Origin of the sequence: Oceanobacillus rekensis, from assembly GCF_002153375.1 — a bacterium.
Classification (GTDB): Bacteria; Bacillota; Bacilli; order Bacillales; family Amphibacillaceae; genus Oceanobacillus; species Oceanobacillus rekensis.
In genome coordinates this window covers 513,012-528,451 of the sequence record NZ_MTBQ01000002.1, presented here as the reverse complement: position 1 = coordinate 528,451, position 15,440 = coordinate 513,012, and the positions used below count along the sequence as shown (strand labels likewise).

Sequence of the window (15,440 nt, the reverse complement as noted above, 5' to 3'; positions counted from 1 at the left end):
TTATTTACCTTCTTTAATCTTGCTCAGCTTTACTAATTTTTCATCTCTTTCAACGAGTTTTCCTTCCACAACCTTATTGGAATATTGATAAATTCCTTCACCTGTTTTCGTGCCCAAATTTCCACTTGCGACTTTTTCCCTTATAAATTCCGGCACTTTCTCGGCCTTGGATAACTCAGGAGCTAGATTTTCAACAACACTTTTCCAAATATCCAAACCACCAAAATCTGCTATTTCAAGTGGTCCGGAAAATGCCCATCGAAAACCAGGTCCAGCAGTTAAAGCTAAATCAATATCTTCCGGACTAGCTACTTTCCTCCTCTATTAAATAAAACGCCTCCCTCACAAGGGCTGCTTGAAGGCGATTTGCAATGAATCCTGGAATATCTTTATTTAAAACAATAGGAGATTTCCCAATATCCTTCATCAAATTCATGGTAATTTCCACAACATGATTTGTCGTTACTTCACTTTTTACAATTTCTACTAATGGTACCAATTGTGCAGGATTGAAAAAGTGTGTAATAATAAAGCGTTTTGGATGCAGTACATCTTTTGTAAGTTGTGATATAGGAAATGTAGAAGTATTGGATGCAATAATAGTATCCTCTCTAATAAGAGGTTCAAGTTGTTTATAAAGACTATATTTAATAGCAAGAACTTCAGGTACTGCCTCCGTAATAAAGTCGCTTCCTTCAGCTGCTTCACGAAGATTTGTCGTTGTTGTGATTCTTCCTAAAGCTTTTTCCTTTTCATATGTTGAAATTAAATCTTCTCCTACTAACAAAGATAAATTGGCATCTATCAATTTCATGGCTTTTTCCAAGAGGACATCCTCTAAATCATAGAGTGAGACGAAATAACCAGCCAATGCATAATTTTGTGCAATACCATGACCCATCACTCCTGAACCAAGCACAGTAACTTTGTTAATCATTTATAACACCTTCCAATCTATAACTCTATAAAAATACTACCTTTTCTATGACTAATAAATACCCATCGATGCAAGTAAAATAGCTGCAATAATAGATACAATTGGAATAAGTACAGCCACAACGAAAATATCCTTGTAACTATCTTTATGTGTCATTCCGGTTATGGTTAGCAGTGTTAACACTGCTCCATTATGTGGAAGAGCATCTAAACCACCCGAAGAAAGGGAAGCAACACGATGGAATGCTTCAGGATCAATCCCCGTATTCATCGCAATTTCATAATATTTGGAACCAAGCGCTTCCAATGCTATACCCATACCTCCTGATGCTGAACCTGTTGCTCCAGCAAGCACATTGACTGCGACTGCTTCCGAAATCAAGGGATTACCTTTAATACCCATTAATAACTCAGTTAGACGGTTAAATCCAGGTACAGCCTGAACAACTGTTCCGAAACCAACTGCTGCACTTGTATTAATAATTGCTGTTACTGATCCAATTGCACCACCATTGATTGCTTTAACAAATCCCTTAAATTTCGTGATATTAAGGATCATTAATAAAATGATTCCTGAAAGTAATGCAACAATGATATCCCATTTAAGCACATTCAATGTAATAAGGACCGTTAGCAATGGTAAAATTGATAAAATAAAATGTGGTGTATCTCCTTCTACATTAATAAGTTTATTATCTTTTGGTTCTGTATATGTTTCCCCTTTTGCAGTCATCTGCTTTTCACGCCAGCGAAGATACAAATAACCACCAACAGCCATGACAATTGCTGCAACAATACCCATTATCGGTGCTGCCATAGCATCTGTTTCAAAATAATCGGTTGGAATCAGATTTTGGATTTGTGGTGTTCCTGGTACTGCTGTCATTGTAAATGTAAATGCTCCCAGTGCTACCGTACCTGGGATTAAACGTCTACTGATATTCGCTTCCTTAAAAAGTGTCAATGCCAGTGGATAAACTGCAAACACGACAACAAACAAACTAACCCCACCATAAGTAAGTACAGCACAAGACACTAATACACCCAAGATTGCTCGTTTTGTACCAATAATCTTTGTAAAGGCTACTGCAACAGACCTTGCCATTCCTGTGTCTTCCATTAATTTCCCGAATATTGCCCCAAGCATAAAAACTGGGAACCAGAGTTTAGCAAAGTTTACAAATCCACTCATATACGTATTTGTATATGCATCCAATAAATCCAATCCACCAGTTAGTGCAACTACCCCAGCAGCAATTGGTGCTATCCAGATGATTGACCAACCCAAATATGCTAAGCCCATCAATACGATTAGTCCTAAAATAATACCAAACATAATATCCCTCCCCTTTTTAATTAAATAACTTCAACGATAATTACCGCTACTGCCCCATCATTAATTCATTTTCATTTCCGACCGTACCTGTTCCGCCTCTTTAAAAGAAAATCTCCGTTTCTTTATTCTTTTTATTGTGCTGTATATCCACCATCGAGTACGACAGCCTGACCAGTAATTCCTTTCGCTTTATCACTTGCAAGAAACATTGTGTAATCTGAAACTTCCTGTACATCTAATAATCTCTTTTGTGGTACTAAAGGATAAAGTACTTCTTCAAGAACATTTTCTAAAGGGACATTACGGTTTTTAGCAAGATCTTCAAACTGTCCACGTACAAGTGGTGTATCTACATAACCTGGACAAATTGCATTTACTGTAATTCCATCTGCAGCACCTTCTAATGCAGCCACTTTTGTCAGACCAATAATACCGTGTTTAGCACTATTATATGCTGCTTTTCCAGCAAATCCGATAAGTCCGTTTATTGATGCCATATTAATAACACGACCAAATCCTTGTTTTTTCATAGTTGGAAACACATGCTTTGTTGCCATAAATGGCGCAACCAACATAACTTTCAACATAAACTCATATTTTTCTGTCGGGAACTCTTCTAATGCAGCAACATGCTGCAAACCAGCATTATTGATTAGAACATCCAATCTTCCATACTTTTCTACTGTATAATCTATCGCTTGTTGAAGTTCTTCCTCTTTTGTTACGTCACATTTCAAGCCAATACAGTCAAAACCATCGTTGCGTAGTTTTTCTGAAACCTCACGGACCTTTTCCTCGTTGATGTCTGACAATACAACCTTTGCACTGTTCTTCGCAAATTCAACCCCAATTTCATAACCAATTCCACTTGCTGCTCCAGTAATAAATACGACTCTTTCTTCTACCATTCAAAGCCCTCCATAATTTTATTTTGGAATCAATCTTTAATACGTTCCAGTTCGGATATCTTCACTAATTTTCAATTTAGGTTCCGTTGATTGAATAACTTCATCAATCGTCCAACCTTCTGCAACTTCGATAAGTATAAGTCCATCTTCTACCACATCAATTACCGCTCGATCCGTAATAATACGATTAACAACACTTTTTCCTGTTAATGGTAAGTTGCATTTATTTAATATTTTCGGCTCTCCGTGTTTATTGACGTGATCCATGATAATCACAATTTTCTTTGCGCCATGCACAATATCCATTGCACCACCCATACCTTTGATCATTTTTCCAGGGATCATCCAATTCGCCAAATCACCTGTTACAGAAACTTCCATACCTCCAAGAATTGCAAGGTCCAGATGTTCTCCACGTATCATCGCGAAAGACTCTGCATTGCTAAAATAGGATGCACCTTTCTGGGCAGTTACAGTTTCCTTTCCCGCATTAATCAAATCAGGATCTACTTCCTTTTTTAGTGGAGACTTACCAATTCCAAGTAAACCATTTTCTGATTGAAGTACTACTTGCTTCCCATCCTGAATATAGTTTGCAACCATTGTAGGCATCCCGATTCCTAAATTAACATAGGAACCGCTTACAATTTCCTTCTCTGCTCTTCTTGCAATTCTTTCTCTGATAGTTGCCTTATCCATTTGTTTTTTCGCCATACTAATATAACCTCCTTTAAGCTTCATCTCTGATTGTCAGCCGCTCGATTCTCTTCTCCTGCTTTCCTTCAATTAAACGTTGAACATAAATTCCTGGAGTATGTACATGATTCGGATCGATTGTACCTGTTTCAACCAATTGTTCTACCTCAGCAATTGTAACTTTACCTGCAGCAGCCATCATCGGATTGAAGTTCTGTGCCGTTTTGTTATAAACAAGATTTCCATCTTGGTCACCGACAGCAGCTCTAACTAGACTGAAATCAGCCTTCAATGCTGTTTGTAGTAAATATTCCCTGTTGTCAAATTCCCTTATTTCCCCACTCTCAGCTATAGGTGTTCCCACTCCAGCTGGTGTGTAGAAGGCGGGGATACCTGATCCACCTGCGCGAATTCTTTCAGCCAATGTTCCTTGAGGAGTTAACTCAACCTCCAGTTCACCTGAGAGAACTTGTCGTTCAAATTCTTTATTTTCTCCTACATAGGACCCTATCATCTTATCAATCTGCTTATTCTTTAACAGTAAGCCTAGTCCCCAGTCATCCACACCACAATTATTGGATATAACCGTTAAATGTTTAACCTCTGAATCTACCAGCGCAAGAATTAAATTCTCCGGAATACCTACCAATCCAAATCCGCCAACCATAATTGTAGATCCATCATTAATATCGCTTACCGCATCGTCGAATGATGTATAAATCATTTTCATTTCCTATTCACTCCTTTCACCTATATACTAGCAAATACCATGCCAACTTTTACTTTTTAGGAAAATAGCTATCTAGAGCCAAAGGTTAAACAAAATAAAAAAAACTATTTCCAGAATATTGGAAAATAAGTTTCAAAATAGGTATATATTAAATGTAAGCCCTCTTTTTATAATGATATGGCTATCATTTCCGGAAATCCGGAAACATTTCCTGAATTCCGGAAAATTATAAGTCATGTTTTTTTAATTTTTCATAAAAACTGGATTTACCTACACCAAGAATTTTTGCTGCTTTTATTTTATCATTATTTACTTTTCTCAATGCTTGTTCAATTGCTTGCTTCTCTGTTTTATCCATAATTTCTTTTAAGGTTGAACCCTGTTTTTGAATAATAGAATTGGCTTGCATTTGCTCTGGAAGATCTTCCTGTTTAATAACTTTAGAGTTTGTAAGATGTACAGCAGACTCAATTACATTTTCAAGCTCACGGACATTACCAGGCCATTGGTATTGTATAAAAAAGTCCTTTACTGATTGATCAAAGTCAAGTACTCTCTTACCGGAACGTCTAGTGATTTTCCTTAGTAAATAATTGCTAATAACGGGTATATCCCCTACCCTTTCCCGTAATGGAGGAATCTTGATTTGAACTACATTAATACGATAAAACAAATCTTTCCTAAAACGGTTTTCTTTAATTAGCTTTTCTAATGGCTGGTTTGTGGCAGCAATAATCCTTACATCAACTGTTTGCGTTCTTTCCGAGCCGATAGCTTCAACTTCACCTTCCTGAAGTACACGGTGAATTTTCACCTGGGCATTTAATGGCATATCACCAATTTCATCCAGAAAGAGTGTTCCACCGTTAGCAAGTTGAAATTTACCCAACTTTCCATTCTTTTTAGCACCGGTAAATGCTCCCTCCACATAGCCAAAAAGTTCAGATTCAAGCAATTCTTCCGGAATTGCTGCACAGTTAACTTTGATAAAAGGTTTTGTACTGCGCTCACTTAAGTGATGGATACTATGGGCAAACAATTCTTTCCCTGTACCACTTTCACCTTTAAGAAGAATCGATACATCTCCTGAAGAAACTTTTTTAATCTTTTCCTTCACAGCGTTCAACTCATTGGAACTTCCAACAATATCATGAAGCGTATAGATGGCACCACTTTGGCCCATTAATTTTTTTCGATACTGTTCGATTTCAAGTAGCAGGTCTTTAATATGTGAATTCATTTTCATCCATTCTTTCGTATCCCGATATAAGACTGTTCCAACCGCACCAACTACTTTACCTTTTGAGTATAATGGAACACGGTTAGCAATCATATAATTTCCGCGAATATACTGGATATCTGCAATTTCTTCTTTACCAGTCCGAACCACAGTATGCATTCTTGTGTTTTCAATTATATCTTCCACATGTTTACCAATAGCTTCTTCCTTTTTAACACCAATAAATTCGCAGTAATTGTCATTTAAATAGGTAAGCATTCCCTGTTCATCGACCACTACAAAGCAAAAATTTGATTTTTCAAAAACGGTTTCAATGATTTCTTCTCTGTATGGGCTATCCAACAGCATATTAATACCTCCACGCATTGAATATATTATTTTAAATTTTTCTATAGAAAAAGGACAAGAGAAATTAATGCACTCTCTTGTCCTTTCTGTACTTTAGCGCGCCCGGAGGGATTCGAACCCCCGCAAAACCTGGTACCGGAAACCAGTGCTCTATCCAACTGAGCTACGGGCGCATGTTTATATTTAAATTAGGCACATTCTTTATTATAACGTCGATTGCAATAAGAAACAAGTCTTTTTAAAAAAATCCACTAACCAACTTATGAATAGCTATATGGATCCATACGTTTATAAAGGTAAAAAAAGGGAATCATGTAAAAGTATATTTTTTTCACTGATAGGAAAGTATAACTATTTTAAGAAATCAGTATAAGTGCAACTAAGGCTTTCGCAATTAAATCTTGGCGATAAGCCAAGTTTTCTAAAAAGCTGAATCTTATCGTTTGACCTTCATTGACCTTTCAGCTATTATGAAAATATAAGTTTCATGTTACAGACTAAGGGAGGATTTACAAATGAATTTAGTACCTACAGTTATTGAACAAACCAACCGTGGAGAGCGCGCATATGATATCTACTCACGTTTACTTAAAGACCGTATTATTTTACTCGGAAGTGGAATTGACGACAATGTTTCCAACTCAATTGTTGCACAATTACTTTTCCTTGAGGCAGAAGATCCAGATAAAGATATTTCCTTATACATTAACTCACCTGGTGGATCCATTACAGCCGGTATGGCAATCTTTGATACGATGAATTTCATCAAATCAGATGTATCAACAATTTGTATTGGTATGGCAGCATCAATGGGCGCATTCCTGCTTACTGCCGGACAAAAAGGGAAACGTTATGCACTACCAAACAGTGAAATTATGATTCATCAACCATTAGGTGGTACACAAGGTCAGGCAACTGATATTGAAATCCATGCAAGACGTATTATTGAAATTAAGAAGAGAATGAATGAAATCATGGCAGAAAAAACTGGCCAACCACTAGAAGTCATTGAACGTGATACAGAGCGTGACAACTTCATGACAGCTCAAGCGTCTGTTGATTACGGTTTAATTGATCAAATCTTAGAACGTAAAGAAGAAAAATAATTTATAGTAAGAAAATCCCTTTCTGTTTACGAAAGGGATTTTTTTATAAGGTGGAATAGTATTATAATTATTTGCTTCCACTTTTGTTCTTCAACTTTCAACAAATGATGCCAGGTGATCTAGTGCTTGCTGTTCATCGGGGCCTTCAGCAATTAGTTTGATAACTTCACCTTTTGTAATCGCAAGACTCATTAAGCCCATGATACTTTTCGCGTTAACTTTTTTTTCATCTTTTTCAAGAAATAAGTGTGCAGAGTAGCGGTTTGCTTCCTGGACAAATTGTGCAGCAGGTCTTGCCTGCAACCCTGTATCTAATTTGACTGTTACTGACTTTTCTACCAAGATTCTCATCCTCCTCGTTTAGAAAACGCTATCATAATTCGTATAAGACAGTAAGAGCATTAATGCTAAGCATACTGTCGTCTATTTTTATTAATTATTTATACGTTAAATTATCCGTATTATATCATGAAAATGGAAACTAATGCACAATTGGCACTCTTATTTAGTTACCATTGTTTCTCCACGTCTAATTCGATTTGCATAGTCATCAATTTTCTTCAATCGATGGTTAACACCTGATTTTGAAATTTTTCCACCTGTAACTAATTCTCCTAATTCCTTTAATGAAACATCTTCATGTTGTACGCGTAATATGGCGATTTCCTGAAGTTTTTCTGGAAGCTGATCAAGACCAACTGTTGCATTTATCAACTTTATATTCTCAATCTGCCGGAATGCAGCACCGATTGTCTTATTCAAGTTTGCTGTTTCACAATTCACAATTCGGTTGACAGAATTTCGCATATCTCTGATTATCCGGACATCTTCAAATTTAAACAACGCATTGTTTGCACCAATAATACTTAAAAACTCCGTAATTTTTTCTGCTTCTTTAATATATACAATATAGCCATTTTTCCGTTCCAATGTACGTGCCCTCAGATCAAATGAATTTAACAGTTCGCATAATGCATCATTATGCTCTTTATAAAAGTTGGATATTTCCAAATGATAGGATGATGTCTCTGGGTTGTTAATCGAACCACCAGCAAGAAAGGCACCACGTAAATAGGATCTTTTACAACAAGTCTTCTTCAGATACTTCTCAGAAATCGTCCTTATAACTGTATAATGATCACGAATAATATCGAGTTCCTTCAAAAATTGTTCCACATCTTCTTGCAATCGGACAATATATACATTGTTTTTCTTTAATTTCATTTTTTTCCGAACAAGCAGTTTCACTGGCAGTGGATAACTGGATTTGATTAACGTATATATTCTTCTTGCAATCGCGGCATTTTCAGTTTGTACATCAAGTGAGTATTCTTGTCTTGAAAGGGAGACTGCTCCATTCATTCGAATCAATGCAGCAAGCTCTGCAAATTTACAGCAATCATCCATCTCCATATTTGTTAATTCCTTCTTTATTTCGGAAGCAAAGGACATGTTAGACTCCCCCCTTTACAAATTAATTATTATCTATTTTTTCCAAAATGGAATATAATAATTTAGCTATTTTATTATTATCGTGACGCAACATGAATTGAGAGTGGTCAATAATGTCACCTTCAATAATTTCTAAACCCATATTAAGCAGTTGCTCCATATCATATTCAACTGGTTCGGCGTTTTCCTCTGCGTAAATGTCCCGAATGGATTTATCGATTACTTCATTATGAACTACAATTGCGTCAAGACATTCATCGCCAATATGATTTGATATGGCATCTACATGGTCTGAAACAGTGTATCCAGTCGTTTCACCTTCCTGTGTCATAACATTACAGACATACACAACTTTTGCTTTCGTATCCCTTAGCGCTTCTTTGACATGGGGAATAATCAGATTCGGCATAATGCTTGTATAAAGACTTCCTGGTGAAATTACAACTAGGTCTGCCGCATCAATTGCTCTAACCGCATTAGGTAATGGCTTTACTGGCTGCGGTCTGATAAAGACGCGTTTAATCCGTTTTTTTGATAAGGGGATATTCGATTCTCCTGAAACGATTGTCCCATCCTGCATTTCAGCATGGAGAGACATGTTTTCATTAGAAATCGGGTAGATTTTCCCTTTCACATTCAGTACACGTGAAATTTCTTTAATACCATTGTTAAAATCTCCAGTAACCGAGGTCATGGCAGCAAGCAATAAATTTCCCATGGAATGTCCGGAAAGACCGTTCCCTTCCGAAAATCGATGCTGAAATAATTCAAGCAGCATTGGTTCTGCGTCTGACAATGCTGCAATTACATTTCGTATATCTCCAGGTGCTGGAATGGCCATCTCGCTTCTTATTCTTCCAGTACTTCCACCATCATCTGCGACAGTTACAAGTGCAGTTAGTTCAATCGGCAAGTTTTTCAAACCTCTTAATAATACAGGCATACCTGTTCCTCCACCGATAACAACTACTCGTGGCAGCTTTTTCTCGCTCATATTAATGTCCCTTTCTTTTATCTATATCCCGATGACTTACATGTGTAATATAATTGAAGGATAGCTCTTTTGCGAAATACTCTGCTAATGCTACGGAACGATGTTGACCACCAGTACATCCAATCGCTACAATCAGTTGAGATTTTCCCTCTTTTTTATATTGGGGAAGCATGAATTTTAACAGGTCAGTCACTTTATCATTGAATTTCTGTGTATCAGACCATTTAAAAACGTAGGATGCAACATCTTGATTCAAACCTGTTAATGGTTGAAGGTTAGCAACGTAATGAGGGTTTGGGAGAAATCGCACATCAAAGACTAAATCAGCATCGATAGGCAACCCATATTTAAATCCAAAAGACAGAAAATGCACGGAGAATATTTCCTCATTTTTCTCGGAGTAAATTTTAAGTATTTTTTCACGTAGTTCCCTAGGTTTTAGTATGGTTGTGTCAATGATCCGCTGGGAGCGGCCTCTTAATTCGTCCAAGATTTCCCTTTCTTGCGTAATCCCATTTAAGGGAAGACCTCCATTAGAAAGGGGGTGGGATCTTCGAGTTTCTTTATAGCGTGTAACGAGCTCTTCATCTTTTGCATCCAGAAACAGAATATGCTCTTGAATCCAATCTTCATTTCCCAATATATCCAGTGCTTCTATGAGAGAATCAAAGAATTCACGCCCACGTAAATCCATTACTAATGCTACTTTGCGAATGTTATTTGTGGAATCCTTCATCAGTTCCAGAAATTTCGGCAATAAGGCAGGGGGCAGGTTATCCACGCAATAGTATCCCAAATCTTCAAAGCTCTGGATGGCAACCGTTTTACCGGCACCTGACATACCTGTTATAATAACCAAATTTGTTTCATGTTCATTGTTCATCTTATTAACTCCCCTTCTAAAACATTGCGAGACATTCAGTGTACTGAGATAGATTTTTATTAAACATGCATACCAAAAGACGCATTTATCGTTATTACTCTTATAATACATGTTCAAAAAGTGGATAAAAAGGCGCGAGAATTTCGAAGCGTCATTTTTAAGGGACTTTTTGAACAACCTCTTATAATAAATTCTATTCCATTATTATTATACTATGAATGTGCAGCATACAACAAGGGGATGAAATTTGAATTACTCTACGACAAATTGGGACAAGTAACGTCTCATAAATAAAAAAGGCACAGGCGACATGCACCTGTGCAATAAACTAATTTATCTATTAAAAGGGGGTCAATTAGTTATATATAGTATACCCCAATTATGTTTCAAATGTATTACAGCACGGTTAAAAAGCAATTACTATTCGTAAACTTTTTTTTACATTAATTACTTATTTGCTGCTTTCATTTCTTCTTCCAAGTCTTCCACATATTTTATAGCAGTTTCTGCAGCTATACTTCCATCACCAGTTGCTGTCACAATTTGTCGAAGTGTTTTCTCACGAATATCTCCTGCTGCAAAAACACCTGGAACGCTGGTTCCCATTTCTTCATTTGTTGGAATATAGCCTTCTTCATTTGTAATTCCCAGTGATTTAAATGGTTCACTTAATGGAACCATACCTATATAGATGAATACGCCATCCGCTTCAAAATCATATTCTTCACCAGTTTTTTTATTTTGAAGAGAAACACTATTTACTTTACCTTCAGGTCCGTTGATCTTATTGGCGACCGTGTCCCATATAAAGTCGATTTTCTCATTATCAAAAGCGCGCTGCTGAATAATTTTTTGTGCGCGAAGTTCATCACGACGGTGAACAATTGTTACTTTATTAGCGAATCGGGTTAAATAAATACCCTCTTCAACTGCTGAGTCCCCTCCACCAATAACGACTAGGTTCTTCTGCTTGAAGAATGCCCCATCACAAACAGCACAATAAGAGACCCCACGACCAGCTAGTTCTTCTTCGCCTGCAATACCTAGCTTTTTAAATTGTGCACCGGTTGTTATGATCAATGATCTTGTTTGGTATTCTTTACTGCCTGCAATAATTGTTTTATATTCGCCATGGTCAGTAACCTCTTTAATATCACCATAGGCATATTCTGCACCAAATTTTTTGGCATGGTCGAACATTTTATTAGAAAGATCTGGGCCTAACACATTATCGAACCCAGGATAGTTCTCGACATCTTCTGTATTTGCCATTTGTCCACCAGGAATTCCACGTTCCAGCATCAATGTATCTAAATTTGCGCGAGAAGCATAGACAGCGGCAGTCATACCAGCTGGTCCTGCTCCAGCAATAATTACATCATACATACGTTGTTCGGACATTTAAATCGCCCCTTTAATCTTATAATGTTTTACTATTACCAGTTTATTAAACCAGGTACTTTCCGTCTAACTTTCTGCTCATAGATTATTCCATGGCTCTTCTTCTTTAATAAGATTCGGGTGTCTTCTACAGCCTTCTTCCCAGATACCGACTGACTTATCGGTATCACCATTCTTATATGCTGCCACACTATACCATTTAAAATAGGATAGATGGCTATTTACTTTGCTTTTTGAAAGCATACGGAAACGCGTATAGGCTTCTTCGTGTAAACCAGTTCTCGAAAGCGTAACAGCAATCCGCAATTTTTGCTGTTCATGAATGGGATATATATTTATTAATGCCTGAATATGGTTTTCGTATTCTTGTTTCAGCTTTTTTTCATAATAAAACAAAGCTAAATTGATGTGACTATATAGGGAATTCGGATCTTCCTGCAACATAGTTTCTTCCATATCAATTGCTTCCTGCTCACGTCCTGTAAAGAACAGTGCCTGTGTATAATCATGTTTGGCCATAGAATGCTCAGGGAAAAGCGTCATCATTTCTTCTATAATCGGAAGCGCCTTTTCCCATTCCATATTCTCAAGATGATAAAAAGCTGTCTCCTGATAAATCAATAGCTCATCTTCATCCTCAAGATCCCAGTCTTCATCATCATCTTCTTCGTCGATATCAATTAATTCCAACAAACTTAATGCTTCTTCGCTGAAGTCACCCTCTGGTTCTTTTTCCAGATATAAATTTGTATATTTTCTAGCATCGTTCAGCAATCCAAGATGTGCATAATTATTTGCTATCAAGTAATAACAATCAACATAATCATTGGATTGTAATACACTTGTTAACAGTTGGTTTGCAGTATGGTATGACCCAATTTCCGTATATACAATGGACATTTGGCATTTATATAGTGGTTCATCAGGATCCATCTCTGTCGCCTTTTTCATCCATTTAATTGCTATATCAAACTTTCTTTTTTGAAAAAATTCTACACCTTTAAGAAAATAAAAATCACCTTCAGGAACAAAAGGGATAATATTATTTGGTTTGATTTCCTTATCTTTTACTTGCATCGGATATCCCCCTAAATTCACAACATTCGTGAAGAGTATAACATATTTTCACCGCCAATAACATAAGGTAGTAGGAAATGCAAAAATTAGCCAGAAACAATTGGGACTGCGGTATACTTGTCCTACTCTAAGAATTGGACTTCGCACTGCTCATCCCATCAAAAGATTTGTGGTTTTTGCTATATAAACAGCGAAGTAACTGCAGGTTAATTTCTATCGGTATGTAGAAACTTCGGCGACCGCTCTGGGAATAGACGGATAATCCTAGTTACTTCACTTTTTACTTTGTAGATAGAATTTAAAATACTTAATAGTTAGTTCGTAGTTTATCTCAAATCTGAGGATTAAAAAGCAATAAATATTAATCAAAGAGCCAAAACAAAGCCAATCGTTTAGTGATTGGCTTTGTTCAATGGATTTTATTTTACAGGTGTTATTGCTTCTTTTAACAATTGCTCCAGTTCGGCCGTGTAGCGATCTTTCTGTTCTGTATTCCATTTGAAGACTTTTCCCAAATAATTAGTTACGTTCTGGTGATGCGTTACAACCCAATCCCTGTTGAAAAATAATGCACCTGTTCTTCGTATAAAGAAATCAACAGGTTTATATGCCATTTCATAATCAATAGCATAGTTTAATTCTGCAAAGTCAATCGGATCGATATTTTCCTGAATAGCGTTCGATTTTCTATCCTGATATATTTTAAATACCCTGTTGACATTTGAGCCATAGCGTTTGATCAGCTTTTCTGATGTTTCTTTGGATAAGCCAAACAGGATACCTTCTTCTGTCTTTTGTTCTCTGAATTTCTCAAATCCTACTGAACCACCGACATCACCCCCAGAAATCGGCAAATGTTTCGTCTCGCTCTTCGAATATAGAATGCCCTCTTCGTCTTTCAGCTGATTGATAACCAGATCAACAGCTTGCTCTGCCATTTTCCGATATCCGGTAAGCTTTCCACCAGCCATCGATATAAGGCCTGAATCAGATATGAATATCTCATCTTTACGTGAAATTTCACTTGGGCTTGAGGCATCCTCTTCCGCAATAAGTGGCCTCAACCCCGCCCAGCTTGATTCAACATCGTCAGCTGAAATATTTAAGGTTGGAAACATATAGTCAATTGCTTTTAACAGATAATCTCGATCATCTTCTGTTAATAAAGGGTGGGCAATATCCCCTTCATAAGTTGTATCTGTCGTCCCCACATATGTCTTACCATCACGTGGTATGGCAAAAATCATTCGTCCATCAGGAGTATCAAAATAGATTGCCTGCTGTAATGGAAATGCTTTTTTTGAAAATACCAAATGAACTCCTTTCGTCAAATGCAGGGATTTCCCTTGTTTTGATCCATCCATTTCCCTGACTTCATCGACCCATGGACCACCGGCATTGATAATCTTCTTGGCGTAAATTTTATACGTTTCCCCTGTAATCTGATCCTCTGCAATAATTCCAACTGTTTTATTTGAATCATCATAGATAAACTCTACCGCTTTTGTATAGTTTACTGCATGTACTCCGTGTTCCACAGCTTTTTTCATTACTTCCATTGTGAGACGGGCATCATCTGTTTTGTACTCAACGTAATAGCCGCCACCTCTTAAATCTTTGCTTTTGATGAGTGGTTCCCGCTCTAATACTTCTTCCGGTTTGAACATTATCCTACGTTCATTCTTCTTCACACCAGCAAGGAAATCATAGACACGAAGACCAATATTTGATGTCATTGGTCCAAGTGTACTTCCTTTATGGAAAGGCAATAACATCCATTCGGGTGTCGTTACATGTGGGCCATTTTCATACACAATAGCTCTTTCTCTACCTACGTCTGCAACCATTTTCACTTCAAACTGTTGAAGGTAGCGCAACCCTCCGTGAACTAACTTGGTGGAACGACTTGATGTCCCGGCAGCGAAATCCTGCATTTCAATCAAACCTGTTTTCAATCCTCTTGTAGCAGCATCCAATGATATTCCGGCACCAGTGATTCCTCCACCAATTACCAAAACATCCAGTGAATTTTTTTCCAGCTGATTCAATATATCTTTTCTTTTATGGCTTGAAAATAGTTTCATTGTATACACTCCCTAAAATGTCTTGTCTATAAGTAACTTTACCCTTTTCCAGTGGCAATCATGTGGAGAAATAAAAAAACCGCAAACACACCAGTGCATATCTGCACTGATAGTTTGCGGTTTCTCCATTTCTCCGTCCATCACTATTAACTTAACTACAGTTTAGCATAACTGGATTTCCATGTACAGCGGCTTGCTTATAAACTATTGAAATGCTTTTTCCACCGTAGTCACATATTCCTCTAAATT

General features: G+C 37.1%; 15 protein-coding genes and 1 tRNA gene. 1 reads left to right on the top strand and 15 read right to left on the bottom strand.

All coding sequences use genetic code 11. The features are described from left to right. From BV906_RS19780 to BV906_RS06420, 8 genes are all read right to left on the bottom strand, one after another. Positions 1–294: a 3-hydroxyacyl-CoA dehydrogenase family protein gene (locus BV906_RS19780; RefSeq protein WP_245843990.1), complete on the bottom strand. Its 294-nt coding sequence runs from the start codon at positions 292–294 to the stop codon at positions 1–3. 10 nt (positions 295–304) lie between these two features. After that, entirely contained in the window at positions 305–937 is a 633-nt protein-coding gene (locus BV906_RS06450; protein WP_245843945.1) for a 3-hydroxyacyl-CoA dehydrogenase family protein, read from the bottom strand. Between the two features lie 51 nt (positions 938–988). Next, positions 989–2,272, bottom strand: coding sequence for a GntP family permease (locus BV906_RS06445; protein ID WP_087972608.1), 1,284 nt, complete (start codon positions 2,270–2,272; stop codon positions 989–991). 131 nt (positions 2,273–2,403) lie between these two features. Next, positions 2,404–3,180 carry a 3-hydroxybutyrate dehydrogenase gene (locus BV906_RS06440; protein ID WP_087972607.1) on the bottom strand — a complete coding sequence of 259 codons (777 nt, stop codon included), beginning with the start codon at positions 3,178–3,180 and terminating at the stop codon, positions 2,404–2,406. A gap of 36 nt (positions 3,181–3,216) precedes the next feature. Next, a complete protein-coding gene (locus BV906_RS06435; RefSeq protein ID WP_087972606.1) occupies positions 3,217–3,894 on the bottom strand; it encodes a 3-oxoacid CoA-transferase subunit B in 678 nt (225 codons plus the stop codon). Between the two features lie 16 nt (positions 3,895–3,910). After that, the gene (locus BV906_RS06430) at positions 3,911–4,606 is read right to left on the bottom strand and encodes a CoA transferase subunit A (RefSeq protein WP_087972605.1); all 696 of its coding nucleotides are present in this window, start codon (positions 4,604–4,606) and stop codon (positions 3,911–3,913) included. Positions 4,607–4,832: 226 nt separating this feature from the next. Then, positions 4,833–6,194 (bottom strand): sigma-54 interaction domain-containing protein, encoded by a 1,362-nt coding sequence (locus tag BV906_RS06425; RefSeq protein ID WP_087972604.1) that lies wholly within the window; start codon positions 6,192–6,194, stop codon positions 4,833–4,835. 97 nt (positions 6,195–6,291) lie between these two features. Further along, positions 6,292–6,367: transfer RNA gene (locus tag BV906_RS06420), tRNA-Arg, on the bottom strand. Between the two features lie 342 nt (positions 6,368–6,709). On the opposite strand from BV906_RS06420, the gene clpP reads away from it, so the two are divergent. Next, complete coding sequence (clpP, locus tag BV906_RS06415) at positions 6,710–7,300, top strand: ATP-dependent Clp endopeptidase proteolytic subunit ClpP (RefSeq protein WP_087972603.1); 591 nt, start codon at positions 6,710–6,712, stop codon at positions 7,298–7,300. 90 nt (positions 7,301–7,390) lie between these two features. Here the strand turns inward: clpP and BV906_RS06410 are convergent, their stop codons facing one another. The 7 genes from BV906_RS06410 to BV906_RS06380 all read right to left on the bottom strand — a co-directional run bounded on the left by BV906_RS06410 (position 7,391) and on the right by BV906_RS06380 (position 15,191). Next, positions 7,391–7,642, bottom strand: coding sequence for an HPr family phosphocarrier protein (locus tag BV906_RS06410; RefSeq protein WP_087972602.1), 252 nt, complete (start codon positions 7,640–7,642; stop codon positions 7,391–7,393). 159 nt (positions 7,643–7,801) lie between these two features. Further along, positions 7,802–8,752, bottom strand: coding sequence for a DNA-binding protein WhiA (whiA, locus tag BV906_RS06405; RefSeq protein ID WP_087972601.1), 951 nt, complete (start codon positions 8,750–8,752; stop codon positions 7,802–7,804). A gap of 22 nt (positions 8,753–8,774) precedes the next feature. Continuing rightward, positions 8,775–9,746 carry a gluconeogenesis factor YvcK family protein gene (locus tag BV906_RS06400; RefSeq protein WP_087972600.1) on the bottom strand — a complete coding sequence of 324 codons (972 nt, stop codon included), beginning with the start codon at positions 9,744–9,746 and terminating at the stop codon, positions 8,775–8,777. Position 9,747: 1 nt separating this feature from the next. Beyond that, complete coding sequence (rapZ, locus tag BV906_RS06395) at positions 9,748–10,629, bottom strand: RNase adapter RapZ (RefSeq protein WP_087972599.1); 882 nt, start codon at positions 10,627–10,629, stop codon at positions 9,748–9,750. Between the two features lie 447 nt (positions 10,630–11,076). Beyond that, on the bottom strand, positions 11,077–12,030 hold the full coding sequence (gene trxB / locus BV906_RS06390) for a thioredoxin-disulfide reductase (protein WP_087972598.1): 954 nt from the start codon (positions 12,028–12,030) through the stop codon (positions 11,077–11,079). 78 nt (positions 12,031–12,108) lie between these two features. Beyond that, positions 12,109–13,107, bottom strand: coding sequence for a tetratricopeptide repeat protein (locus BV906_RS06385; RefSeq protein ID WP_087972597.1), 999 nt, complete (start codon positions 13,105–13,107; stop codon positions 12,109–12,111). Positions 13,108–13,526: 419 nt separating this feature from the next. Further along, positions 13,527–15,191: a glycerol-3-phosphate dehydrogenase/oxidase gene (locus BV906_RS06380; protein ID WP_087972596.1), complete on the bottom strand. Its 1,665-nt coding sequence runs from the start codon at positions 15,189–15,191 to the stop codon at positions 13,527–13,529. Between the last annotated feature and the right edge of the window lie 249 nt (positions 15,192–15,440).

Coding starts and splice junctions, on each gene's coding strand:
- BV906_RS06450 (WP_245843945.1), bottom strand. CDS start 937: ATGATTAACAAAGTTACTGTGCTTGGTTCAGGAGTGATGGGTCATGGT.
- BV906_RS06445 (WP_087972608.1), bottom strand. CDS start 2,272: ATGTTTGGTATTATTTTAGGACTAATCGTATTGATGGGCTTAGCATAT.
- BV906_RS06440 (WP_087972607.1), bottom strand. CDS start 3,180: ATGGTAGAAGAAAGAGTCGTATTTATTACTGGAGCAGCAAGTGGAATT.
- BV906_RS06435 (WP_087972606.1), bottom strand. CDS start 3,894: ATGGCGAAAAAACAAATGGATAAGGCAACTATCAGAGAAAGAATTGCA.
- BV906_RS06430 (WP_087972605.1), bottom strand. CDS start 4,606: ATGAAAATGATTTATACATCATTCGACGATGCGGTAAGCGATATTAAT.
- BV906_RS06425 (WP_087972604.1), bottom strand. CDS start 6,194: ATGCTGTTGGATAGCCCATACAGAGAAGAAATCATTGAAACCGTTTTT.
- clpP (WP_087972603.1), top strand. CDS start 6,710: ATGAATTTAGTACCTACAGTTATTGAACAAACCAACCGTGGAGAGCGC.
- whiA (WP_087972601.1), bottom strand. CDS start 8,752: ATGTCCTTTGCTTCCGAAATAAAGAAGGAATTAACAAATATGGAGATG.
- BV906_RS06400 (WP_087972600.1), bottom strand. CDS start 9,746: ATGAGCGAGAAAAAGCTGCCACGAGTAGTTGTTATCGGTGGAGGAACA.
- rapZ (WP_087972599.1), bottom strand. CDS start 10,629: ATGAACAATGAACATGAAACAAATTTGGTTATTATAACAGGTATGTCA.
- trxB (WP_087972598.1), bottom strand. CDS start 12,030: ATGTCCGAACAACGTATGTATGATGTAATTATTGCTGGAGCAGGACCA.
- BV906_RS06385 (WP_087972597.1), bottom strand. CDS start 13,107: ATGCAAGTAAAAGATAAGGAAATCAAACCAAATAATATTATCCCTTTT.
- BV906_RS06380 (WP_087972596.1), bottom strand. CDS start 15,191: ATGAAACTATTTTCAAGCCATAAAAGAAAAGATATATTGAATCAGCTG.